This window comes from Dyella sp., assembly GCF_036384435.1.
GTDB lineage: Bacteria > Pseudomonadota > Gammaproteobacteria > Xanthomonadales > Rhodanobacteraceae > GSA-30.
Map to the genome: position 1 here is coordinate 1 of NZ_DASVMI010000070.1, position 17,345 is coordinate 17,345.

13 protein-coding genes are annotated in these 17,345 nt (G+C 60.8%); 2 read left to right on the forward strand and 11 right to left on the reverse strand.

The features are described from left to right. From VF436_RS06255 to VF436_RS06305, 11 genes are all read right to left on the reverse strand, one after another. Positions 1-321, reverse strand: a 321-nt coding sequence (locus tag VF436_RS06255) for a hypothetical protein (protein WP_330903145.1), incomplete at its 3' end; no start/stop codon positions are given. Between the two features lie 145 nt (positions 322-466). Next, the gene (locus VF436_RS06260; protein WP_330903146.1) at positions 467-1,759 is read right to left on the reverse strand and encodes an adenylosuccinate synthase; all 1,293 of its coding nucleotides are present in this window, start codon (positions 1,757-1,759) and stop codon (positions 467-469) included. Positions 1,760-1,831: 72 nt separating this feature from the next. Next, a complete protein-coding gene (locus VF436_RS06265) occupies positions 1,832-2,017 on the reverse strand; it encodes a DUF2065 domain-containing protein (RefSeq protein WP_330903147.1) in 186 nt (61 codons plus the stop codon). Positions 2,018-2,029: 12 nt separating this feature from the next. Next, on the reverse strand, positions 2,030-2,896 hold the full coding sequence (gene hflC, locus VF436_RS06270; RefSeq protein ID WP_330903148.1) for a protease modulator HflC: 867 nt from the start codon (positions 2,894-2,896) through the stop codon (positions 2,030-2,032). Next, entirely contained in the window at positions 2,893-4,056 is a 1,164-nt protein-coding gene (gene hflK / locus VF436_RS06275; protein WP_330903149.1) for an FtsH protease activity modulator HflK, read from the reverse strand. Before hflK ends, hflC begins: the two co-directional genes overlap by 4 nt. 228 nt (positions 4,057-4,284) lie before the next feature. Next, positions 4,285-5,598: a ribosome rescue GTPase HflX gene (hflX, locus tag VF436_RS06280; RefSeq protein ID WP_330903155.1), complete on the reverse strand. Its 1,314-nt coding sequence runs from the start codon at positions 5,596-5,598 to the stop codon at positions 4,285-4,287. Between the two features lie 6 nt (positions 5,599-5,604). Then, positions 5,605-5,874 carry an RNA chaperone Hfq gene (gene hfq, locus VF436_RS06285; RefSeq protein ID WP_330903150.1) on the reverse strand — a complete coding sequence of 90 codons (270 nt, stop codon included), beginning with the start codon at positions 5,872-5,874 and terminating at the stop codon, positions 5,605-5,607. A gap of 175 nt (positions 5,875-6,049) precedes the next feature. After that, positions 6,050-7,000 carry a tRNA (adenosine(37)-N6)-dimethylallyltransferase MiaA gene (gene miaA / locus VF436_RS06290; RefSeq protein ID WP_330903151.1) on the reverse strand — a complete coding sequence of 317 codons (951 nt, stop codon included), beginning with the start codon at positions 6,998-7,000 and terminating at the stop codon, positions 6,050-6,052. 290 nt (positions 7,001-7,290) lie between these two features. Then, on the reverse strand, positions 7,291-7,728 hold the full coding sequence (locus tag VF436_RS06295; protein ID WP_330903152.1) for a hypothetical protein: 438 nt from the start codon (positions 7,726-7,728) through the stop codon (positions 7,291-7,293). A 122-nt stretch (positions 7,729-7,850) separates the two neighbouring features. Beyond that, a complete protein-coding gene (locus VF436_RS06300) occupies positions 7,851-9,611 on the reverse strand; it encodes a S8 family peptidase (RefSeq protein ID WP_330903153.1) in 1,761 nt (586 codons plus the stop codon). A gap of 438 nt (positions 9,612-10,049) precedes the next feature. Next, positions 10,050-12,221: a S46 family peptidase gene (locus VF436_RS06305; RefSeq protein ID WP_349256705.1), complete on the reverse strand. Its 2,172-nt coding sequence runs from the start codon at positions 12,219-12,221 to the stop codon at positions 10,050-10,052. 282 nt (positions 12,222-12,503) lie between these two features. Here VF436_RS06305 and tdh point away from each other — a divergent pair, with 282 nt between their 5' ends. Both tdh and VF436_RS06315 read left to right on the forward strand, forming a co-directional pair. After that, the gene (gene tdh / locus VF436_RS06310) at positions 12,504-13,526 is read left to right on the forward strand and encodes an L-threonine 3-dehydrogenase (RefSeq protein ID WP_330903157.1); all 1,023 of its coding nucleotides are present in this window, start codon (positions 12,504-12,506) and stop codon (positions 13,524-13,526) included. A gap of 286 nt (positions 13,527-13,812) precedes the next feature. Further along, positions 13,813-17,345, forward strand: a 3,533-nt coding sequence (locus VF436_RS06315) for a DUF748 domain-containing protein (RefSeq protein WP_330903154.1), incomplete at its 3' end; no start/stop codon positions are given.

A 17,345-nucleotide genomic window follows, 5' to 3' on the forward strand; every position in this document is an offset into this window, starting at 1 on the left:
GTTGGAAACGATCGCGATGCCGCCATTGTCCGCGCGAAAATCAAATGACGCAGTGGCAAGATCCGGGCGCTGCTCGATGATCTCACGCATGCTTGAAACCAGGGCATTGGAGACGCCGGTGAGATCACCTTGTAGTTTGCCAGCAAGCCCCAAGGCTTTCATCGCTGCCGGGTCCGGTGCGACCGTGGCTGGAACCTGCGTCATGGTGACCGTGGCTGTTTGCCGGGGGCTTGCCTGGTTGAGCGAGGCCTGCCTGAGAGCTGCCGCCTGCGACGACAGGGAGACTCCGTCGACACCAGACGGGGTGATAGTCAGAGACATGGCGGTTCCTTCCGATGTGGGGTAATCGACTAGTTCGGCACATCTGGCAATGACTTGAATCATGGCTGGCATCCTGCCGCAGCAGGCCAGGAGCAAAAAAGGCCCTCGCGGGCCTTTTTTTGCTTGCCATAGACTCAATCGACGATCACGCGAACGGGTCATCCAGCACGATGGTGTCTTCGCGATCAGCACCCGTGGCAACCAGCGCCAGGCGGCAGCCGGAAAGTTCTTCGACAGCACGCAGATACGCGCGCGCGGCAGGCGGAAGCTTGTTCCAGTCACGGATGCCTGCGGTGGACTCTTCCCAACCCGGGAATTCCAGGTATACCGGCTTGCATTCGGCCCAACCGTCGGCATCGAGCGGCGCCAGCTCGCGACGCTTGCCGCGATATTCATAGGCAATGCAGACTTTGATCGTCGGCAGGCCATCGAGCACGTCCAGCTTGGTGATGGCCAGGCCGTTGATACCGTTGATCTGCACGGCGCGCTTGAGCGCGACCAGATCGATCCAGCCACAGCGACGGGGACGACCCGTGCTGGCGCCGAACTCATTGCCGATCTTGCGCAGGCGCTCGCCCATCTCGTCATTCAGCTCGGTCGGGAACGGACCACCACCGACACGCGTCGCATACGCCTTGCAAATACCCAGCACGTAGTCGATGTCGCCAGCACCCACACCGGTACCTGCAAGCGCTCCGCCCACCGTGGTGTTAGACGAGGTCACGTAAGGATAGGTGCCATGATCGATATCCAGCAGCGCCCCCTGCGCGCCCTCGAACAGGATGTTGCCACCCTCGCGACGCACGTCATGCAGGATGGTGGCGACGTCGTCGACCATCGGCTTGAGGAACTCGCCCCAACTCAGGGCCTCATCGAGCACCTGCTGATAATCAACCGGCTCGGCCTTCAACCACTGGGTCAGCACGAAGTTGTGATATTCGACGACGGCCTCGAGCTGGCCTGGCAGTTCATGCGGGTACATCAGATCGGCCACGCGCACGCCGCGCCGAGCAACCTTGTCCTCATAGGCCGGCCCGATGCCGCGTCCAGTCGTGCCGATCGCCTTGCCGCCAGCGGCAGCTTCGCGCGCCTTATCGACGGCGATGTGGTACGGCATGATCAGCGGCGTGGCCGGGCTGATTTTCAGACGCGGACGCACATTGACGCCCTGGGCTTCCAGTTCCTCGATCTCCTGCTTCAGCGCTGCTGGCGACAGCACCACGCCATTACCGATCAAGCACAGCGCGTCGTCGCGCAGGATGCCCGACGGAATGAGGTGAAGGACGGTCTTCTTGCCCTTGATCACCAGGGTGTGGCCAGCATTGTGGCCGCCCTGGAAACGCGCGACGGCACCGACGCGCTCGGTCAGCAGGTCGACGATCTTGCCTTTGCCTTCGTCGCCCCACTGGGCTCCAAGGATAACGACTGACTTACCCATGATCTTCTCGCTCGATTGGCAGGGGCACGCAAGCCCCAAGGATAGTGAAAACAAATGCCTGAAAAGTGACGGTCAGCGCGCGAACTGCAGGAATACCAGCCCAGCCGCGACGGCTACCGCACCAAATATTCTCAGACGCGCGGGCGCCACCTTCAGTGCCTCGCGCATCATTGCCTGCCAGCCACTGGGCACCGCCAACAGCACCAGCCCCTCGATCACGAGCACCAGGCATAGCGCGGCGGCGAGGTCATGCGACATGGACAGGAGATATCAGCGCTTGGCGGCGCCATCGTTGAAGTAACGCAGGAACTCCGAATCAGGCTTGAGCACCAGCACGCCCTTGCCGTCCTTGAACGAATCGCGGTAGGCGGACAGGCTGCGGTAGAACGCGAAGAACTCTGGATCTTGCCCGTATGCCTGAGCGTAGATCGAAGCCGCCTGGGCGTCGCCCTCACCGCGCTGCTTGGCGGCATCGCGTTCGGCCTCGGCCTTGATCACCTGTACCTGGCGCTCGGCATCGGCCTGAATGGTAGTGCCCGCCTGTTTGCCGGTGGAACGCAGTTCGTTGGCCAACTGCAAACGCTCCGCGCGCATGCGCTTGTAGACCGACTCGCTTACTTCATCGGGCAGTTCGATGCGCTTGATGCGCACGTCCATCACATCAATGCCCAGGTTCTTGCTGGATGCGGCATCGGTCTCGTTGCGAACGCGCTCGGTGACGTCCTTGCGCCCTGCCGTGATCAGCTCTTGCAACGTGCGCCCGTTGAACTCCTGGCGCAGCGCGTTCTTCACCAGGGGTGAAAGCCGGTTGGACGCCTGCAATTCCGAGCCGGTGGTCGCACGGTAATATGCCGCCACGTCGGCAATGCGCCACTTCACATAGAAGTCGACATTGACGCTCTTCTTCTCGGACGTGAAGTATCGCTCCGGTTGCGAGTCCAACGTCATGATGCGGTTGTCGAACAACATGCGCTGCTGGACCAGCGGCAATTTGAAGTGCAACCCCGGCGCCGTATCGGCGCGCACGATGCGGCCGAACTGCAACACCAGCGCACTCTCGCCTTCGCGCACGATATACATGCTGTTGTAGCCGAGCAGCAGCGCCAGCAGGACCACGATCGCGGTCAGGAATTTCATGGCTGCTTCTCCTTGTCGTTACCATCCGTGGCTTGCATCACCGCGCCCACGCCAGGTACATCGCGCCCGCCCATGCGATCCAGTGGCAGGTAGATCACGTTGCGGCCACCACTGCCATCGAGCACCTTGGGATTGTTCGACAGCACGCTTTGCACCGTCTCCAGCCACAGCCGCTTGCGGGTGACCTCGGGCGCGTCCTTGTATTCCTTGAGGATCAGGTTGAACTGGGCGGCATCGCCATTGGCGTGCGCCACGCGTTCGGCACTGTAGCCCTCGGCCTGCGCCAGAATGCGCGCAGCGTCACCGCGCGCCTCCGGGATGATCTTGCTGGCGTAGGCACGGGCCGTGTTTTCAGTGGCCTGTTTATCCTCACGCGCAGCGTTCACGTCGTCGAAGGCGTCCTTGACTTCTTGCGGCGGGGACACGTTCTGGAAGCTCACATCCGTCACTGTGATACCGGCGTGGTAGCCATCGAGCGTGGCCTGCAGGATGTCGCGTGTCTGCTGTTGCAAGCTGTCGCGATTCTGCGTGCCAGCCGTAGCCTTGCCGGCTGAAGGCGTGGCGGCTGCCGACGACGCAGCGGCAGGGTCAGCCGCGGATACGGCGGCCTGATCGTTCTGGCTGGTGAGGATGTTGTCCATCACATTGGCACCGACCACGGTGCGCACCGCCGCCTCGGCCGCCTGTTGCAAGGTTTCTTCCGGCTGGCCGCTCAGCGAGAACAAATACTGGCGCGCATCCGACACCTGGAACTGGACGTTGAAATCCACCGCGATGATGTTCTCGTCGGAGGTGAGCATGCGTACCTTGTCTGAAACCGAGCGGATCTCAGTGGTACCCACCTTGGTGACCGATTCGATGGGACGCGGAAACACGAAATGGAAGCCCGGACCCAACGTGCGGCTGTACTGACCGAAACGCAGCACGACACCCGCCTGGCGGGCATCGATGATGGTGTAGCTGTTGAACAGCACCAGGAAGATGGCCAGGGCAAGCAGCGCGGTGAAAATACCGCCCGTGTTGCCACCGCCAAATCGCCCCAGTTGCCGGCGCCACTGACGCAGCAGGCCGTCAAGGCCGGTCTTGTTGCCACCGGGGCGCGAGTTGTTCTTGTTCCATGGGTCGCGCTGCCCGTTGTTGCCGGGTTCGTTCCAGGCCATGGTCAGTCTCCTTGAGGCCGCAGGGAGGCCGGCAGCAATGGCCGGAAAACGCTGGACATTCTAGCAGATGGCCAAGCTATAAAGGGGGATCGCAGGGGAGCCGCCCGGTGGCCGACCGTAGAGATCAGGAGGGACGGGGGCAGGCCACGCCTGACACGGCACGCAACGTCCCTTCCGTTTGCAGTTCGCCCGGCGACCGGCTTTTCTCTTAACGATCCACGAGTGGGATCATGCCCCGATGCTCTCGTCGTCGGGGCTGCCAAGCAAGGGGCGGAGCAAGGCGGCGTCCGTCCCACCGCTGAGCGGGGCAATGACACTGCGCGGTGCGTCGATCTGCAACTGCCAACCATGTTCGTCAACCGCTTCATAGGTGATCGCGCCGGCGGCCTTCAGCCGCGCATGCAGGCGACCGGCCGAGAGCGGCAGGCGCAAGGGCGAGCTTACGCGATCGCCCCCGAGCAATTCGCCCAGGGCCTGGCGCAGCAGATCCAGGCCAAGCCCCTGCGCGGCAGACAGCCACACCTGGGTCGGGCGCCCCTCATCGTTACGGTCGATGCGCGGCTCGGTGCCAGCCAGATCAATCTTGTTCATCACCCGCAACTGCGGCAGGTCGCCAGCATCGATTTCTTCGAGCACCTGATCGACCACATCACGCAGGCGCTCGCGTTCTTCGTCAGCCGAATCGCACACGTGCAGCAATAGGTCCGCATCGCGTGCCTCGGCCAGCGTGCCTCGGAACGCAGCCACCAGGTCATGCGGAAGGTCGCGCACGAACCCGACGGTATCGGCCAGCACAGCAGGACCACAGGTCAGGTCCTCCAGCTTGCGAACCGTCGGGTCCAGCGTAGCGAACAGCTGGTCTGCGGCGTAGACCTCACCCTCGGTAAGGGCATTGAACAAAGTGGATTTGCCCGCGTTGGTATAGCCGACCAAGGCGACCCTGGGCACGGTGTTGCGCAGGCGCGCACGGCGCTGCTGACCTCGCTGGGTCTGCACCTTCTCAAGACGCCGGGTAAGCATCTTTACTCGCTCGGCAAGCAGGCGGCGGTCGGTTTCCAACTGGGTTTCACCCGGACCGCGATTGCCGATGGCACCGCCGCGCTGGCTGTCCAGGTGGGTCCATCCGCGCACCAGGCGCGTGGCCAAGTGCTTGAGCTGGGCCAACTCCACTTCCAGCTTGCCTTCGTGCGAACGGGCGCGCTGGGCAAAGATGTCCAGGATCAGGCCTGCGCGATCAACCACGCGGATATTGAGCAGCTTCTCCAGGTTGCGTTCCTGGACGGGGCTGAGCAAATGATCGACCAGCACCAGATCCGCCCCCAGCGCACGCACGGCTTCGGCAACCTCTTCAGCCTTGCCCGAGCCTATGTAGTAGCGCGGATTGGGGGCTTCCACGCGCGCGGGAATGCTGCCCAGCACCTCGGCGCCTGCAGATTTGACCAACTCGGCAAACTCTTCGGCTCGCCGTACCGCGTCGCCCTCCCCGCGTGAATGCGGGAGGACGAGCACGGCACGTTCGCCTTTCTTCTGACGATCAAACAGAGTGAATCAACCTTCCGCCTCGGCGGATGCAACGGAAATGTCACCGTGACCATCGTGGCCATTGCCAACGCGAACATTACGGCTGGGCACCACGGTGGAAATGGCATGCTTGTAGACCATCTGGCTCACCTGGTTACGCAGCAGCACCACGAACTGGTCAAATGACTCGATCGTACCTTGCAACTTGATACCGTTGACGAGGTAGATGGCGACTGGAATGCGCTCACGGCGCAAAGCGTTAAGAAACGGATCTTGCAATGACTGCCCTTTGGACATTTTTTGTTCTCCCCTCGCTCACGAACAGGCCGGATAAAAGACGCGTGCAGCGTCCCGGCCCAAGGCGAAGGAATATTAACCACTTTTAAATTGATCTTGAAAGAGAAAACGCCGCCATGTGACGGAGACAGCGCTTACCCGCCCCGGGAAGGCTGGTACAGCCCCCGGTGAGACGCTATGTGGGGCCATCCAGGAATAATTCCAAGGCCGAGATGGCCCGTCGGTCCAGGTCGGCTCGATCAGGGTCGAGTGCTCGGGCATCCAGTTCGCCGCGCAACCAGGTGATCTGCCGCTTGGCTAGTTGACGTGTGGCGAAGACGCCCTTGTCACGAAACGTGGCCCGGTCGGTCACTCCATCCAGGTGCTCCCAGGCCTGCCGGTAGCCCACGGCGCGGATGGCCGGCAAGTCGGCGTGAAGATCCCCCCGGGCTCGCAGACTCCGTACTTCATCCAGCAGCCCCCCTGCGACGATGGCATCGAACCGACGCGCGATGCGTTCGTGTAGTTGCGTGCGATCTTCCGGCAGTAAGGCCAGCTTGAGCACGCGCCAGGGAAACCCCTCGCTACGGCCAGCGCGCTGTTGCTCGGACATAGGACGTCCGGTGAGTTCGATGACCTCAAGCGCACGCTGGATCCGTTGCGCATCATTGACACCAATGCGCGATGCCGCGATCGAATCGAAACCCGCCAGGCGCCGATGCAGCGCCGGCCAGCCCACATGACCGGCTTCCTCGGTAAGCCGCGCGCGCACGGATGGATCGGCTTCGGGCAAGTCGGAAAGCCCTCGCTGCAAGGCACGGAAATACAGGCCCGTCCCACCGACCAGCAAGGGCACACGGCCACGTTGGGTAATTGACCGCATGGCCACTCGCGCATCCGCCTGGAAATCGGCTGCCGAATACGGCTCCGAGGGATCGCGGATATCGACAAGCTCATGTCGATAGCGGGCAAGCGTAGCCGCATCCGGTTTGGCCGAGCCGATATCCAGACCTCGATAGACCAGGGCCGAGTCCACACTGACGAGATCGACGGGAAAGCATTCGCTGAGCTGACAAGCCAGCGCGGTCTTGCCCGAGGCAGTGGGTCCCATCAGAAAGATGGCGAGTGGACGGCGGTCGATCGACATCGGATTAGTGTAATGGCTTGCGCCGCAAATCGAAGATGGAGACGATCAGCCGAACCTCGACTTGGCAGGTTCATCGCAACCGTCGACGTCGGCTGAACTGGCCATGGGGCGTCCAGGCCGCGACGATGCGGCAGGCCCCCCACACAACCGATGCCAAAAATCTGTAGATGGCATGAAGGAAGTGCCGCTGAGCGGCACTTCCTTGCTTCTGTCAACTCGATGTCTCGGTCATGCCGCAGGGGGCAACCTGCGGCGTGCCTCGCCGCGAGGATGAAACTGCATATGCGTATTCACTGCGGCCGATTCAGTTCGCCAATGACATCGAACGACACCTCTTCAACCGTTGGATCGGCGGAGAACACACCGATCGCTGCCCGGGCAGCCTCCAAATCGGAGAACAGCACATAAGCAGAGCGGCTCCGGTTCGAGGCGAGCGTCACCTTGCCCCCGGTCTGCCTGGCCAGGGCTTGAGCCTTGGCTGGCGTAATGCCAAACACCTTCAGACGAGGTGGCACCAGAACGATCGCGCCGTTTTTTTCATTCCTGGCCGCAACCAACCCGTCAGCATTACCCATTGGACTGGCCATCGCCGCACCGGGGGCGCGAGCATCGCCGCCGTCCGGAATGATGGCATAACGTCCGATGTGCGTGGCACCGTCTCCGGCCGGATCGAGCGACGCCAACTCAGCCTCTTCGGCGGTTTGCTTGATGATCTGTGCCTGTGGCATCCAACGAAAAACCGACTCGCCAGCCTCGAACGTGCCCTCTGTACCGACAGGCGCCGCCTGTGCCAATGCGAGCGTTGGCGCCAACATCCAAGCGGTCAATGCCAATCTGATCATATTCGTATTCATCCTTGGTACCCCAGCACGCGAAGCTCAAACGATTCCAATGTGGCGGTGCTGTTAGCGTCAACCACGTCCACCACTTCAAGACTCCATCTACCTCGCGAACGCTCATCGAGGAAAGCATTGCTGGCAGTCAGCTTGGCCTCAAAGCCGCCCGGAGCGTTGACATGGGAAAACGGCGTAAAGATGTAACTGCGCGTCCCGCTTGGCGATACCAGCACGGCACGCAGATTGCCCGGTGTTTTGTGCGTGGTATTGAAGGACACTTGCACGGTCTCGATCTTCAGATTGCGTGGTACGTCGACGGACATGCTGGCACTGCTGCGAATGCCGCCGATAATCGATGCCGAGTCATTACTCTTGAGCCAGCCTGTGGTACGCCGCGCTGGCAGGGATGAAAAATTACGCGCCTTGTCTACAGCCGCCTTCGCGTCGACCAAGCCGAATCCATACCAGTTGCTGAAACGATGCCCCGCCCCATTCGTCACCCAGCCTGGATCGATGGTTACACCCTGATAAATCGATCGCGGCTGTCCAAGGTCGATCGGACGCGCCGTCATGGCAAGAATGTACTTAACATCGCGCGCGCTCAACGACGAATTGACGCCCAGCATCAATGCCGCCACGCCAGAGACGGTAGGCGCCGCCGCGGAAGTACCATTAAAGCTTGCTGTGTAACTACATGTGCCATCCAGATTGCTGCCGCCATCGAATCGATTGCGCGCGATGTTGGCCTGCGAGTTGTAACCACGCTGGCAACCACTGAGATCCGTCGTGACCGTTGCTGGCGCGTAGGGGAAATTATCGCCCAGATCGCGCACCGAACGTTCGACTCCGTATTCGCCACCGAATCCGCTCACCCAGATAGACGATCCTGCACTTGAATAGGAACTGCGGCGACCGTCGGCACGGACTGCCGCTACGGTAATGACAGACTCCAGGCTGTTCCGGGGATCCGCGTTGGCGTGAATGCAACTAGTTTGATATTGCAAGGCAAGTGGGTTGGGACATGCAGCATTCGCATACGACCGAAAATCATTGCCTGCGCTCTTGACGTAGATACCGCCCTTGCCATCACGCATGGATTGCATCATACGCACCCAGGAGCGAAGTTCTGCACTGGACTCCAATATGTAGAACGGAGTCGAACGGGCCCAACTATTGTTGAACACGCCAATGTCTGCAGCTTCGCGGCCACCGCCCCAGGCGTAGCTGATGGCCTCATCCTGGTTTGGAACACCCTCGATGTCCTCACTGAGCATGTTAAATCCCTTCAAGCGCACTTCAGGCGCGATACCTCGCGTGCCAAGCCCGTTCCATCCCACGGCGCCAATCAAGCCAGCCGCACTGGTACCGTGACCATTCACTCCATTGATTGGCGTTGGATCGTTGGAACCATCGACAAAATTTTTCGACCCGCCCCAGACCACGTTGTCTTGCAGATCTTCATGTCGTATCTCCAGTCCATCATCGACGACGCCGACGATAACGCCTTTGCCGCGTACTCCTGACTGATGCAGATCAGCCATGTTCAGATCCACGCCGGCTACAGGCAACTCATCGCCAAAAACACGCTGCCCGCGGTTTTCCAGATGCCATTGAAAACGAAAGAGAGGATCTCCCAGCTGCTTTTTCTTCATATTGGACGGTTTTCTGGCTTGGCCATCAGACGCATCCGCAGCCACGGCCTCACCGGACAATGCTGGCGTCGCGAGTGCAGCTAGCAGCGCGACCGCTAGCAGCCGGGCTCCACGAATATTCATAACCACAGGCTTCCTTGTCAGCTTTCATGAGAGGAACTCGTGACCGCTTCGACACTTGGCCATGAGTCCGACGCGGGCACCAGTCGATAACCTACTCATCTGCCCGCGATCACACTGTAGGCATCGGAAGGGCCTGCGGTCTGTCGGAAGATATCGCCAAGATTTCAGGCATTCCCTGACAGTCAAATCGAGCAAGAGCGCCGGGCAAGCATCCCAGCTTGGCTATAGGCCGGAATAAGTGACGAAATGTCAGCCACGGGTGTGACTGCACATGAGTTCAGCGTTCGCCTGTCCTGATGGCATGCTTTATCGGCTCCCTGCAATGCCGGGAGCCGATGAAAGAAAAACAGACAAGGCGTTGTTCAAATCAATATCACGGCACCCCAGAAACATCTCTAGACACATCAGGCCGAGGCTTGATGATTGATACGCTCCAAGTCATGGTGTCGCCTTGACGGAAACACCCATTTCGTCGAGCAGGTTATCGGCGTGATCGAGCTGGTGCATGACCCATAGCATGTAGCGCACGTCCACCTGGATCGAGCGGTTGAGGCTGGGATTGAACAGCCAGTCGCCACTAACCGACTCCCAGTTGCCGTCGAACGCCAGGCCCACAAGCCGGCCATTGGCATCCATCGCGGGCGATCCGGAATTGCCACCGGTAATGTCGAGGTCGGCAAGAAAATCGACCGGTAGCGTGCCAAGCTTCGGCGAGGCATAGCCGTCGAACTGGCCTGCCTTGATCGCGTCGATCTCGGCCTTGGGCGCGTCGAACGGTGACACACCCGTATTCTTTTCGACGATGCCTCGCACCGTAGTGAAGGCCGAATAGCTCACACCGTCGCGTGGCGCCACACCCTGGACATTGCCAAAGGTGACACGCAAAGAGCTGTTGGCATCAGGATACACAGGTAAATGCTGGGCATTTTTCCAGGCAATCATCGCCTGCATGTAACGCGGGCGAAGCTTGGTCATTTCCCCCGCGCGCGCATCATCGGCATCTTCGATCTGCTTGAGTTGCGGCTGCACAGCGCGCGCCAGTTCCAGCATGCTGTCGGTGCTGGCGTCGACGGCCTTGGCATCGGCGTGGAACCACTTCATACGTTCTTGCGTATCGCCGAGCTTGCTACCCGCGTACAGCGCGGCCACTTTGTCGCCGATCGCCGCCTCCGTGTTCGCCGAGCCCAGCCAATGATCGAGGGCAGGCAGGCGTTGCGAGGCCGGCAACGTGACATAACGCGCCAGCGCATAGGTCAACATGCGCTGGTCGACCTGGGCATCGTAGCGGCGCTCCATCTGCTTGAGCGCACCCTCGATGCGTACTTCATCGCGCTGTTGGTAACCGGGGTCGCGTTCGAGGTCGGGCTTGGCGCGCTCCTGAGACAATCGAACCAGGCGCAGGGCGCTGCCAAAAACCGCACTACGACGGATCAGCGAGAGGTCCAGATCGCGTTCGCGTGTGGATTGTTCTTCGGCGATCGCCTTGCGCAAGGCGGCGATGTCGTCGATCAACGCTGCGTGGTCCGCGCCGCCCTGCTCATGCAACCATTGTTCGAGCTGGGCCTCCTGGGCGCGCTTGACGTCAACCGCCTCGGCGCGACGCAGCCCTTCGAGCTGTCCTCCAAAGTTCTTCAGGTAGTTGTTGAGCCCTGCCTCCATGCTGGCGTATTTCACGCCCACGTCCGGACGCGACTTGGCCGCGGCATCGATGATGTTCAGCGTGTCCTGGTAGATCTTGATCTGGGTGGGATACGTCCAGTCGATCGCGTTGCGCACCTCCTCGGCAAGGCGATAGCGATTGGTACGACCAGGGTACCCGACGACCATCACGTAATCGCCCTGCTCCACACCGGCGGGATTGAGCTTGAGCACATGTCTTGGGTGGTAAGGCACATTGTCCTTGGCATAGGTGGCGGACTTGCCTTCCTTGGAGACATAGGCCCGCAGGTAACTGAAGTCGCCGGTGTGCCGTGGCCACATCCAGTTGTCGATGTCTCCGCCGAATTTGCCGATCGATTCCGGCGGCGCATAAACCAGGCGTACGTCCTTGATCTCCAACTGCTTGATCAACTGGTAGCTGTAACCGCCATGGAACGTATAGACGTCACAGCGATAGCCTTCTGTCTCGCACTGCTTGACCTGCTGCTTGATCGCCTTCTCGATCGCCTTGTAACGCGCCGCGCCGCTCATATCGCTGGCCAAGCCTGCGGTGATCTCCCGGGTGACGTCGCGAATCTCTTCGGTCACGAACACGCGCATATCCGGCGAACCGGGCAATTCCTCGGCCTTGGTTTTGGCCAGGAAGCCATCGACGATCAGGTTCTTCTGCGGTGTGGAGTTGTACTGCAGTGCGCCGTAACCGCAATGATGATTGGTCACGATCAAGCCTTCCGGTGATACGAACGAAGCTGTGCAACCGCCGAGACTGACGATCGCCCCCATCGGATAAGCGGTCAGGTCGGTCAGTGTCTTGGGGTCCAGTTGCAGGCCGTGCTGCTTGAGCGTGGCGGCGATGGCAGGCAGTTGGGCCGGTTGCCACATACCTTCCACGGCATGGGCCTGAGATACGATGACCGCGGACATGGCCGCGGTAAGGGCGAGTCGACGCAAGAGGAAACTCCTTTTTGGTTGTGCCGTTCTACGACCGGCAAAATGTTACTATGTAACACCCAGTGTCATCCGGGACACGGGTTGGCGAATGTGCCGCTAGTCACTGCCGGGATAGCCTCAAAAGGCACGGCAGGATTCGCAACAACCTGCGACGATAGACGCCCCGCCCCCTCCGAGCAACGTTGCAACGCAATAAGTGGGCCTGCCCGGCTGGGCCTATAATTACGTTTTCCCCCGCCCGTCCCCACGGGCCAGCCTGGATCCATACACATGCCGCAGATGATGAAAGCCCTGGTCAAGCGCAATCCCGAGCAGGGTATCTGGATGGAAGAAGTGCCGGTGCCGGAGGTCGGCCCCAACGAAGTGCTGATCAAGATGGAGAAAACCGCCATCTGTGGCACTGACTTACATATCTACAAGTGGGATGAATGGTCCCAGCGCGTCATCAAGCCTGGCCTGACCATCGGCCACGAATTCGTCGGCCGCATCGTGGAGATCGGCCCGGGTGTGACCGGCTACAAGGTCGGCGACCGCGTTTCCGCCGAAGGTCACATCGTCTGCGGTCATTGCCGCAACTGTCGCGCAGGTCGCCAGCACCTGTGCCCGAACACCGTCGGCATTGGCGTGAACCGCAACGGCGCCTTCGCCGAATACATGACGATGCCGGCGTCTAACCTGTGGCCGATTCCCGACCAGATCCCGTCCGAACTGGCGGCGTTCTTCGATCCTTACGGCAATGCCGCGCACTGCGCATTGGAGTTCGACATGATCGGTGAAGACGTGCTGATCACCGGCGCCGGTCCGATCGGCATCATCGCCGCCGGCATCGCCAAACATGTGGGTGCGCGCAACGTCGTGGTCACCGACGTCAACGACTACCGCCTCAAACTCGCCGCGGATATGGGCGCCACGCGCGTGGTCAACGTCTCCAAGACCTCGCTTCGCGACACCGTCAAGGACCTGCACATCGAAGGTTTCGACGTGGGCCTGGAAATGAGCGGCAATCCGCGCGCCTTCAATGACATGCTTGAGTGCATGTACCACGGCGGCAAGATCGCCATGCTCGGCATCATGCCCCAGGGGGCCGGCATCGATTGGGACAAGGTGATCTTCAAAGGCCTCACACTGCAAGGTATCTACGGCCGCCGCATGTACGAGACCTGGTACAAGATGACCCAGATGGTGCTCACGGGCTTCCCATTGCAGAAGGTGCTCACCCACCAGATCGCCATCGACGATTTCCAGCGAGGTTTCGACCTCATGGATGCCGGCAACTGCGGTAAGGTCGTGTGTTCCTGGAACTGACATGGTCCGCTGGTTCGACGAAGAAGCCACGCACTCGCGTGGCTTTTTTGTGACGCCGATAGCTGTGGACGAGGCGCAACTGGCCGGGGGACGGGTTCGATGGCCCTAAAGCAGTCGATGTTGGCGCCAGGACCCAGCACTCCTCGTCCCTTCGTCCTGCGCTCGCGCAAGCATTCCGCGACGCCCCATTGAGCTACACTCAGCCCAGGCAGGCCGGCAGTTCCCAGGACGTGTGCGGCAGCAGCGCCGCATCCCTTCGGCCCGCGATAGCGGAGTTCCGATTGTCATGAGCAATCCTTCTCGCCCCAGTACCTCCCGCCTTGCCACCGGCCGCGCTCACGCGGCGAAGCTCTATGGATCGCACCGGCTGCGCAAGGCGCTACCGATCGCGCTTGCGGCCATCGCGCTGTTTGGTGTCTTCGGCTTCCTGGCTGCACCATCGATCCTCAAGAGCCAGTTGCAAAGACGCGCCAGCGCAGCACTCGGACGGCCGGTTACCGTCGGGGAAGTACACCTCAATCCCTATACCCTGCGCCTGCAACTGGACAAGCTGCATATCGGCCAGCCCGATGACAAGACACCCTTCGTCGACATTGACAGTCTCGTGATCGTTGCCTCGTGGGCTAGCTTGTTCAGAGGGGCGCCTATCCTGGATACGTTGACGGTGCAGCACCCGCAACTGCACATCACGCGCAGCGCACCTCAGACATTCAATTTCAGCGATGTTATCGAACGCTTCGCCGCCAGGCCCGGGGAGCCCCCTTCGTCTCCCACGCGCTTTGCCATCGCCAATATCAGCGTGCATGAGGGCGACATCCAGTTCGACGACAAGGTGCAGGGCACGCACCATCGCATCGATCGGCTTGAACTAGGCATCCCTTTCATCGCCAACACTCCCAGTCGGATCGATGTGTTCGTGCAACCGCTACTGGCCTTTCGTGCCGACGGCAGCCCGTTGCGCATGGATGGCCAGACCAAGCCCTTCGCCGACAGCCTCGAATCGGCGATGAATTTCCGGTTCGACCACCTCGATCTGCCCCCATACCTGGGCTATGTACCGGCCAAACTGCCCGTCACCGTGTCCAGCGGAAAATTGTCAGGCCAATTGCAACTGCATTTCATCAACGCACGCGACACCCCTCAATTGCGCCTGGACGGCCAGCTGGTCCTGGATGACCTCAAACTGGCCGACGACAGGCAGCAGCCCTTGCTGGAACTGGGGAGCGCCAAAGCCTCGCTCAGCGACGTCGAGCCCCTGGTATCACGCTACGCACTGACTTCGCTCACGCTGGACCGCATCGCCCTGCACTATGCACGGCTGCCCGGTGGCCGAAGCAACATCGACGCGTTCGCTACACCCGACCCCTCCACAGCGCCGCCGTCTCATCCCACCCAGGTCCGTGTCGATACGCTCAACCTGCAAGGTGCACAGCTCGACTACGCCGACTTTGACCGGAAGATTCCAATAAAACTCAACCTGACCGATCTTCACGGTTCGCTGCAAGGCTTGTCGACCTCGGTGGCGCCGGCCGGCAACATCGATCTTGCAGGGCAGCTAGCCGGCGGCGGCGTGGCCGTCCAGGGTAAGCTCGACATCCCCGGGAAACGCTACACCGGCAAGGTCGCTGTCCGAGGTGTCACCGTGGTGCCACTGGTACCCCTGATGCCGCCGTTGCTCAACGCCGACATCGCCAACGGATATCTCGATGCCGAGATCCCGTTGCAGGCATCGTGGGGGAATCCGCTCAATGTACATGTCGAATCGGCACAGGTCAGCTTGAACGATTTTGCGCTGGGCCCGAAGCATAGCCGCACGACGCCATTGAGCTGGAAAAGCCTGCATGCCGGCATCGGTCGATTCGATATGGCAGGTAGTGAAGCGCGCCTGGATAGCCTGAGCCTGGATGGCCTGAAAGTCGACGTGCGTCGCATGCGCAATGGGCGCCTGGACCTGATGAACCTCGTTGCAGCACCCAAGCCGACACCACGCACCAACACCGTCCCCACGAGCCCATTCCGCTGGAGCATCGCGCATGTCGCCGTCAATGACGCCGCGGTCAACTACCGCGATGACAACATGGTCGGTAAACGGCTGCACGTCGTGCTCAAGGCAAGCAAGTTCGGCATCGATCAGGTATCGGACAACCTTCACCAGCCCATCAAGCTCGACCTCAACGGAACCATTGGCAAGGGCAGCTACACGATCACCGGCAGCCTGCGGCCGCAGCCGTTGGACGCTGACTTGCGCGTCAAATCCACGCGCCTGGATATCGCGCCGTTCGAATCGCTGATCAGCGTGCCGCTTAACGTACGTGTCGTCAGTGCGCAATTGGGCCTCAACGGCCATGTGCGATACAGCGATCGCGGCAGACAGCCCGCACGCATCGCATATCAAGGGCAGGCAACGCTGGGGCGCCTGCGCGTGCTGGACAAGGCGACCGACGATGAATTCCTGCGCTGGACCACGCTGACGGCGTCAAGCATGAACCTGCGCCTAGGCGATGGCGCTCCGCATATGGATATCGGCGCGCTTTCACTGGACGACTTCTACGCACGCTTGATCGTCAATGCGACCGGGCGCCTGAACTTGCAGGACGTAGTCGCCAGCCCGGAGGAAACTGCTCCCGTCTCGGTGACGCGCGCCCAAGACGGTTCGACACCAGCCCAGCCCGCACACGCAACCAGCACTTCACTGGCACAGGCCGCGCCCTCTCCATCCGCTCCGCCGCCTGGGCCCACCCCGGAAATACATATCGGCAAAGTTGCATTGGCCCGCGGCCAGCTCAACTACACCGATAACTTCATCAAACCGAACTACACGGCCAATATCACCGAACTCACTGGTAACGTAGGTGCTTTCGGCACGCAAGCCGCTGGCCCTCCGGCGGAACTCAATTTGAATGGTCAATTGGACGACAACGCGCCCGTCGACATCGCAGGTTCGATCAATCCATTGGCGCCCGTGGCATTCCTTGACGTCAAGGCCAAGGCCGATGGCGTGGAGCTCACGCATTTGTCCCCCTATTCCGGCAAATACGCCGGATACCCCATTACGAAGGGACGCCTCAACGTCGACGTTCATTATTTGCTGGACCAGGGCAAGCTCACGGCAGACAACCACATCTTCATCGATCAGCTCACCTTCGGCGATCGCATCGATGGACCTGGTGTCAGTCACCTGCCAGTGAAGCTCGCCGTTGCGCTGCTGAAAGACTCCCAGGGACGCATCGATGTACATGTTCCCGTTTCAGGCTCGCTCAACGATCCGCGCTTCAGCGTCGGCGGCCTGGTATGGCATGCCATCGTCAACTTGATCGCCAAGGCTGCCACAGCGCCATTCAAATTGCTGGCATCGGCGTTTGGTGGCGGCAACGGCGGCCAGGACCTGGGCTACATCGAATTCGCCCCTGGCTCGTCCGCACTGACAGCAGAAAGCACGGCGCGGCTGGATAAGGTGGCCAAGTTGCTCAATGACAAGCCTTCGCTCAACCTCGACATCATTGGCCGCGACGATCCCGCCTATGACGAAAAAGGTCTGCGGCACGAGATGGTCGAAGCATTGGTTCGCCATGAAGCCGGCGACGACGATGACGATAGCGTCTCGAACACCAGCTCCATGACGTCGGAGCAACATGATCGTTACCTGGAGAAAGCTTATAAGCACGCCAAATTCAAGAAAGAACGCAACCTGATCGGCATGACCAAGTCACAACCTCCGGCTGATATGCAGAAGCTGATGGAAGCGAACATGCCCGTAGACCAGGATGCCCTTCGTCAGCTCGCTCAGCGCCGCGCGGACACGGTGCGCCAATGGATGCG

What these genes read in the sequence shown, in the direction of transcription:
- VF436_RS06300 (WP_330903153.1), bottom strand. Translation starts at nt 9,611, where the DNA reads ATGAATATTCGTGGAGCCCGGCTGCTAGCGGTCGCGCTGCTAGCTGCA.
- tdh (WP_330903157.1), top strand. Translation starts at nt 12,504, where the DNA reads ATGAAAGCCCTGGTCAAGCGCAATCCCGAGCAGGGTATCTGGATGGAA.
- hflC (WP_330903148.1), bottom strand. Translation starts at nt 2,896, where the DNA reads ATGAAATTCCTGACCGCGATCGTGGTCCTGCTGGCGCTGCTGCTCGGC.
- VF436_RS06265 (WP_330903147.1), bottom strand. Translation starts at nt 2,017, where the DNA reads ATGTCGCATGACCTCGCCGCCGCGCTATGCCTGGTGCTCGTGATCGAG.
- hfq (WP_330903150.1), bottom strand. Translation starts at nt 5,874, where the DNA reads ATGTCCAAAGGGCAGTCATTGCAAGATCCGTTTCTTAACGCTTTGCGC.
- VF436_RS06295 (WP_330903152.1), bottom strand. Translation starts at nt 7,728, where the DNA reads ATGCCACAGGCACAGATCATCAAGCAAACCGCCGAAGAGGCTGAGTTG.
- hflK (WP_330903149.1), bottom strand. Translation starts at nt 4,056, where the DNA reads ATGGCCTGGAACGAACCCGGCAACAACGGGCAGCGCGACCCATGGAAC.
- VF436_RS06260 (WP_330903146.1), bottom strand. Translation starts at nt 1,759, where the DNA reads ATGGGTAAGTCAGTCGTTATCCTTGGAGCCCAGTGGGGCGACGAAGGC.
- miaA (WP_330903151.1), bottom strand. Translation starts at nt 7,000, where the DNA reads ATGTCGATCGACCGCCGTCCACTCGCCATCTTTCTGATGGGACCCACT.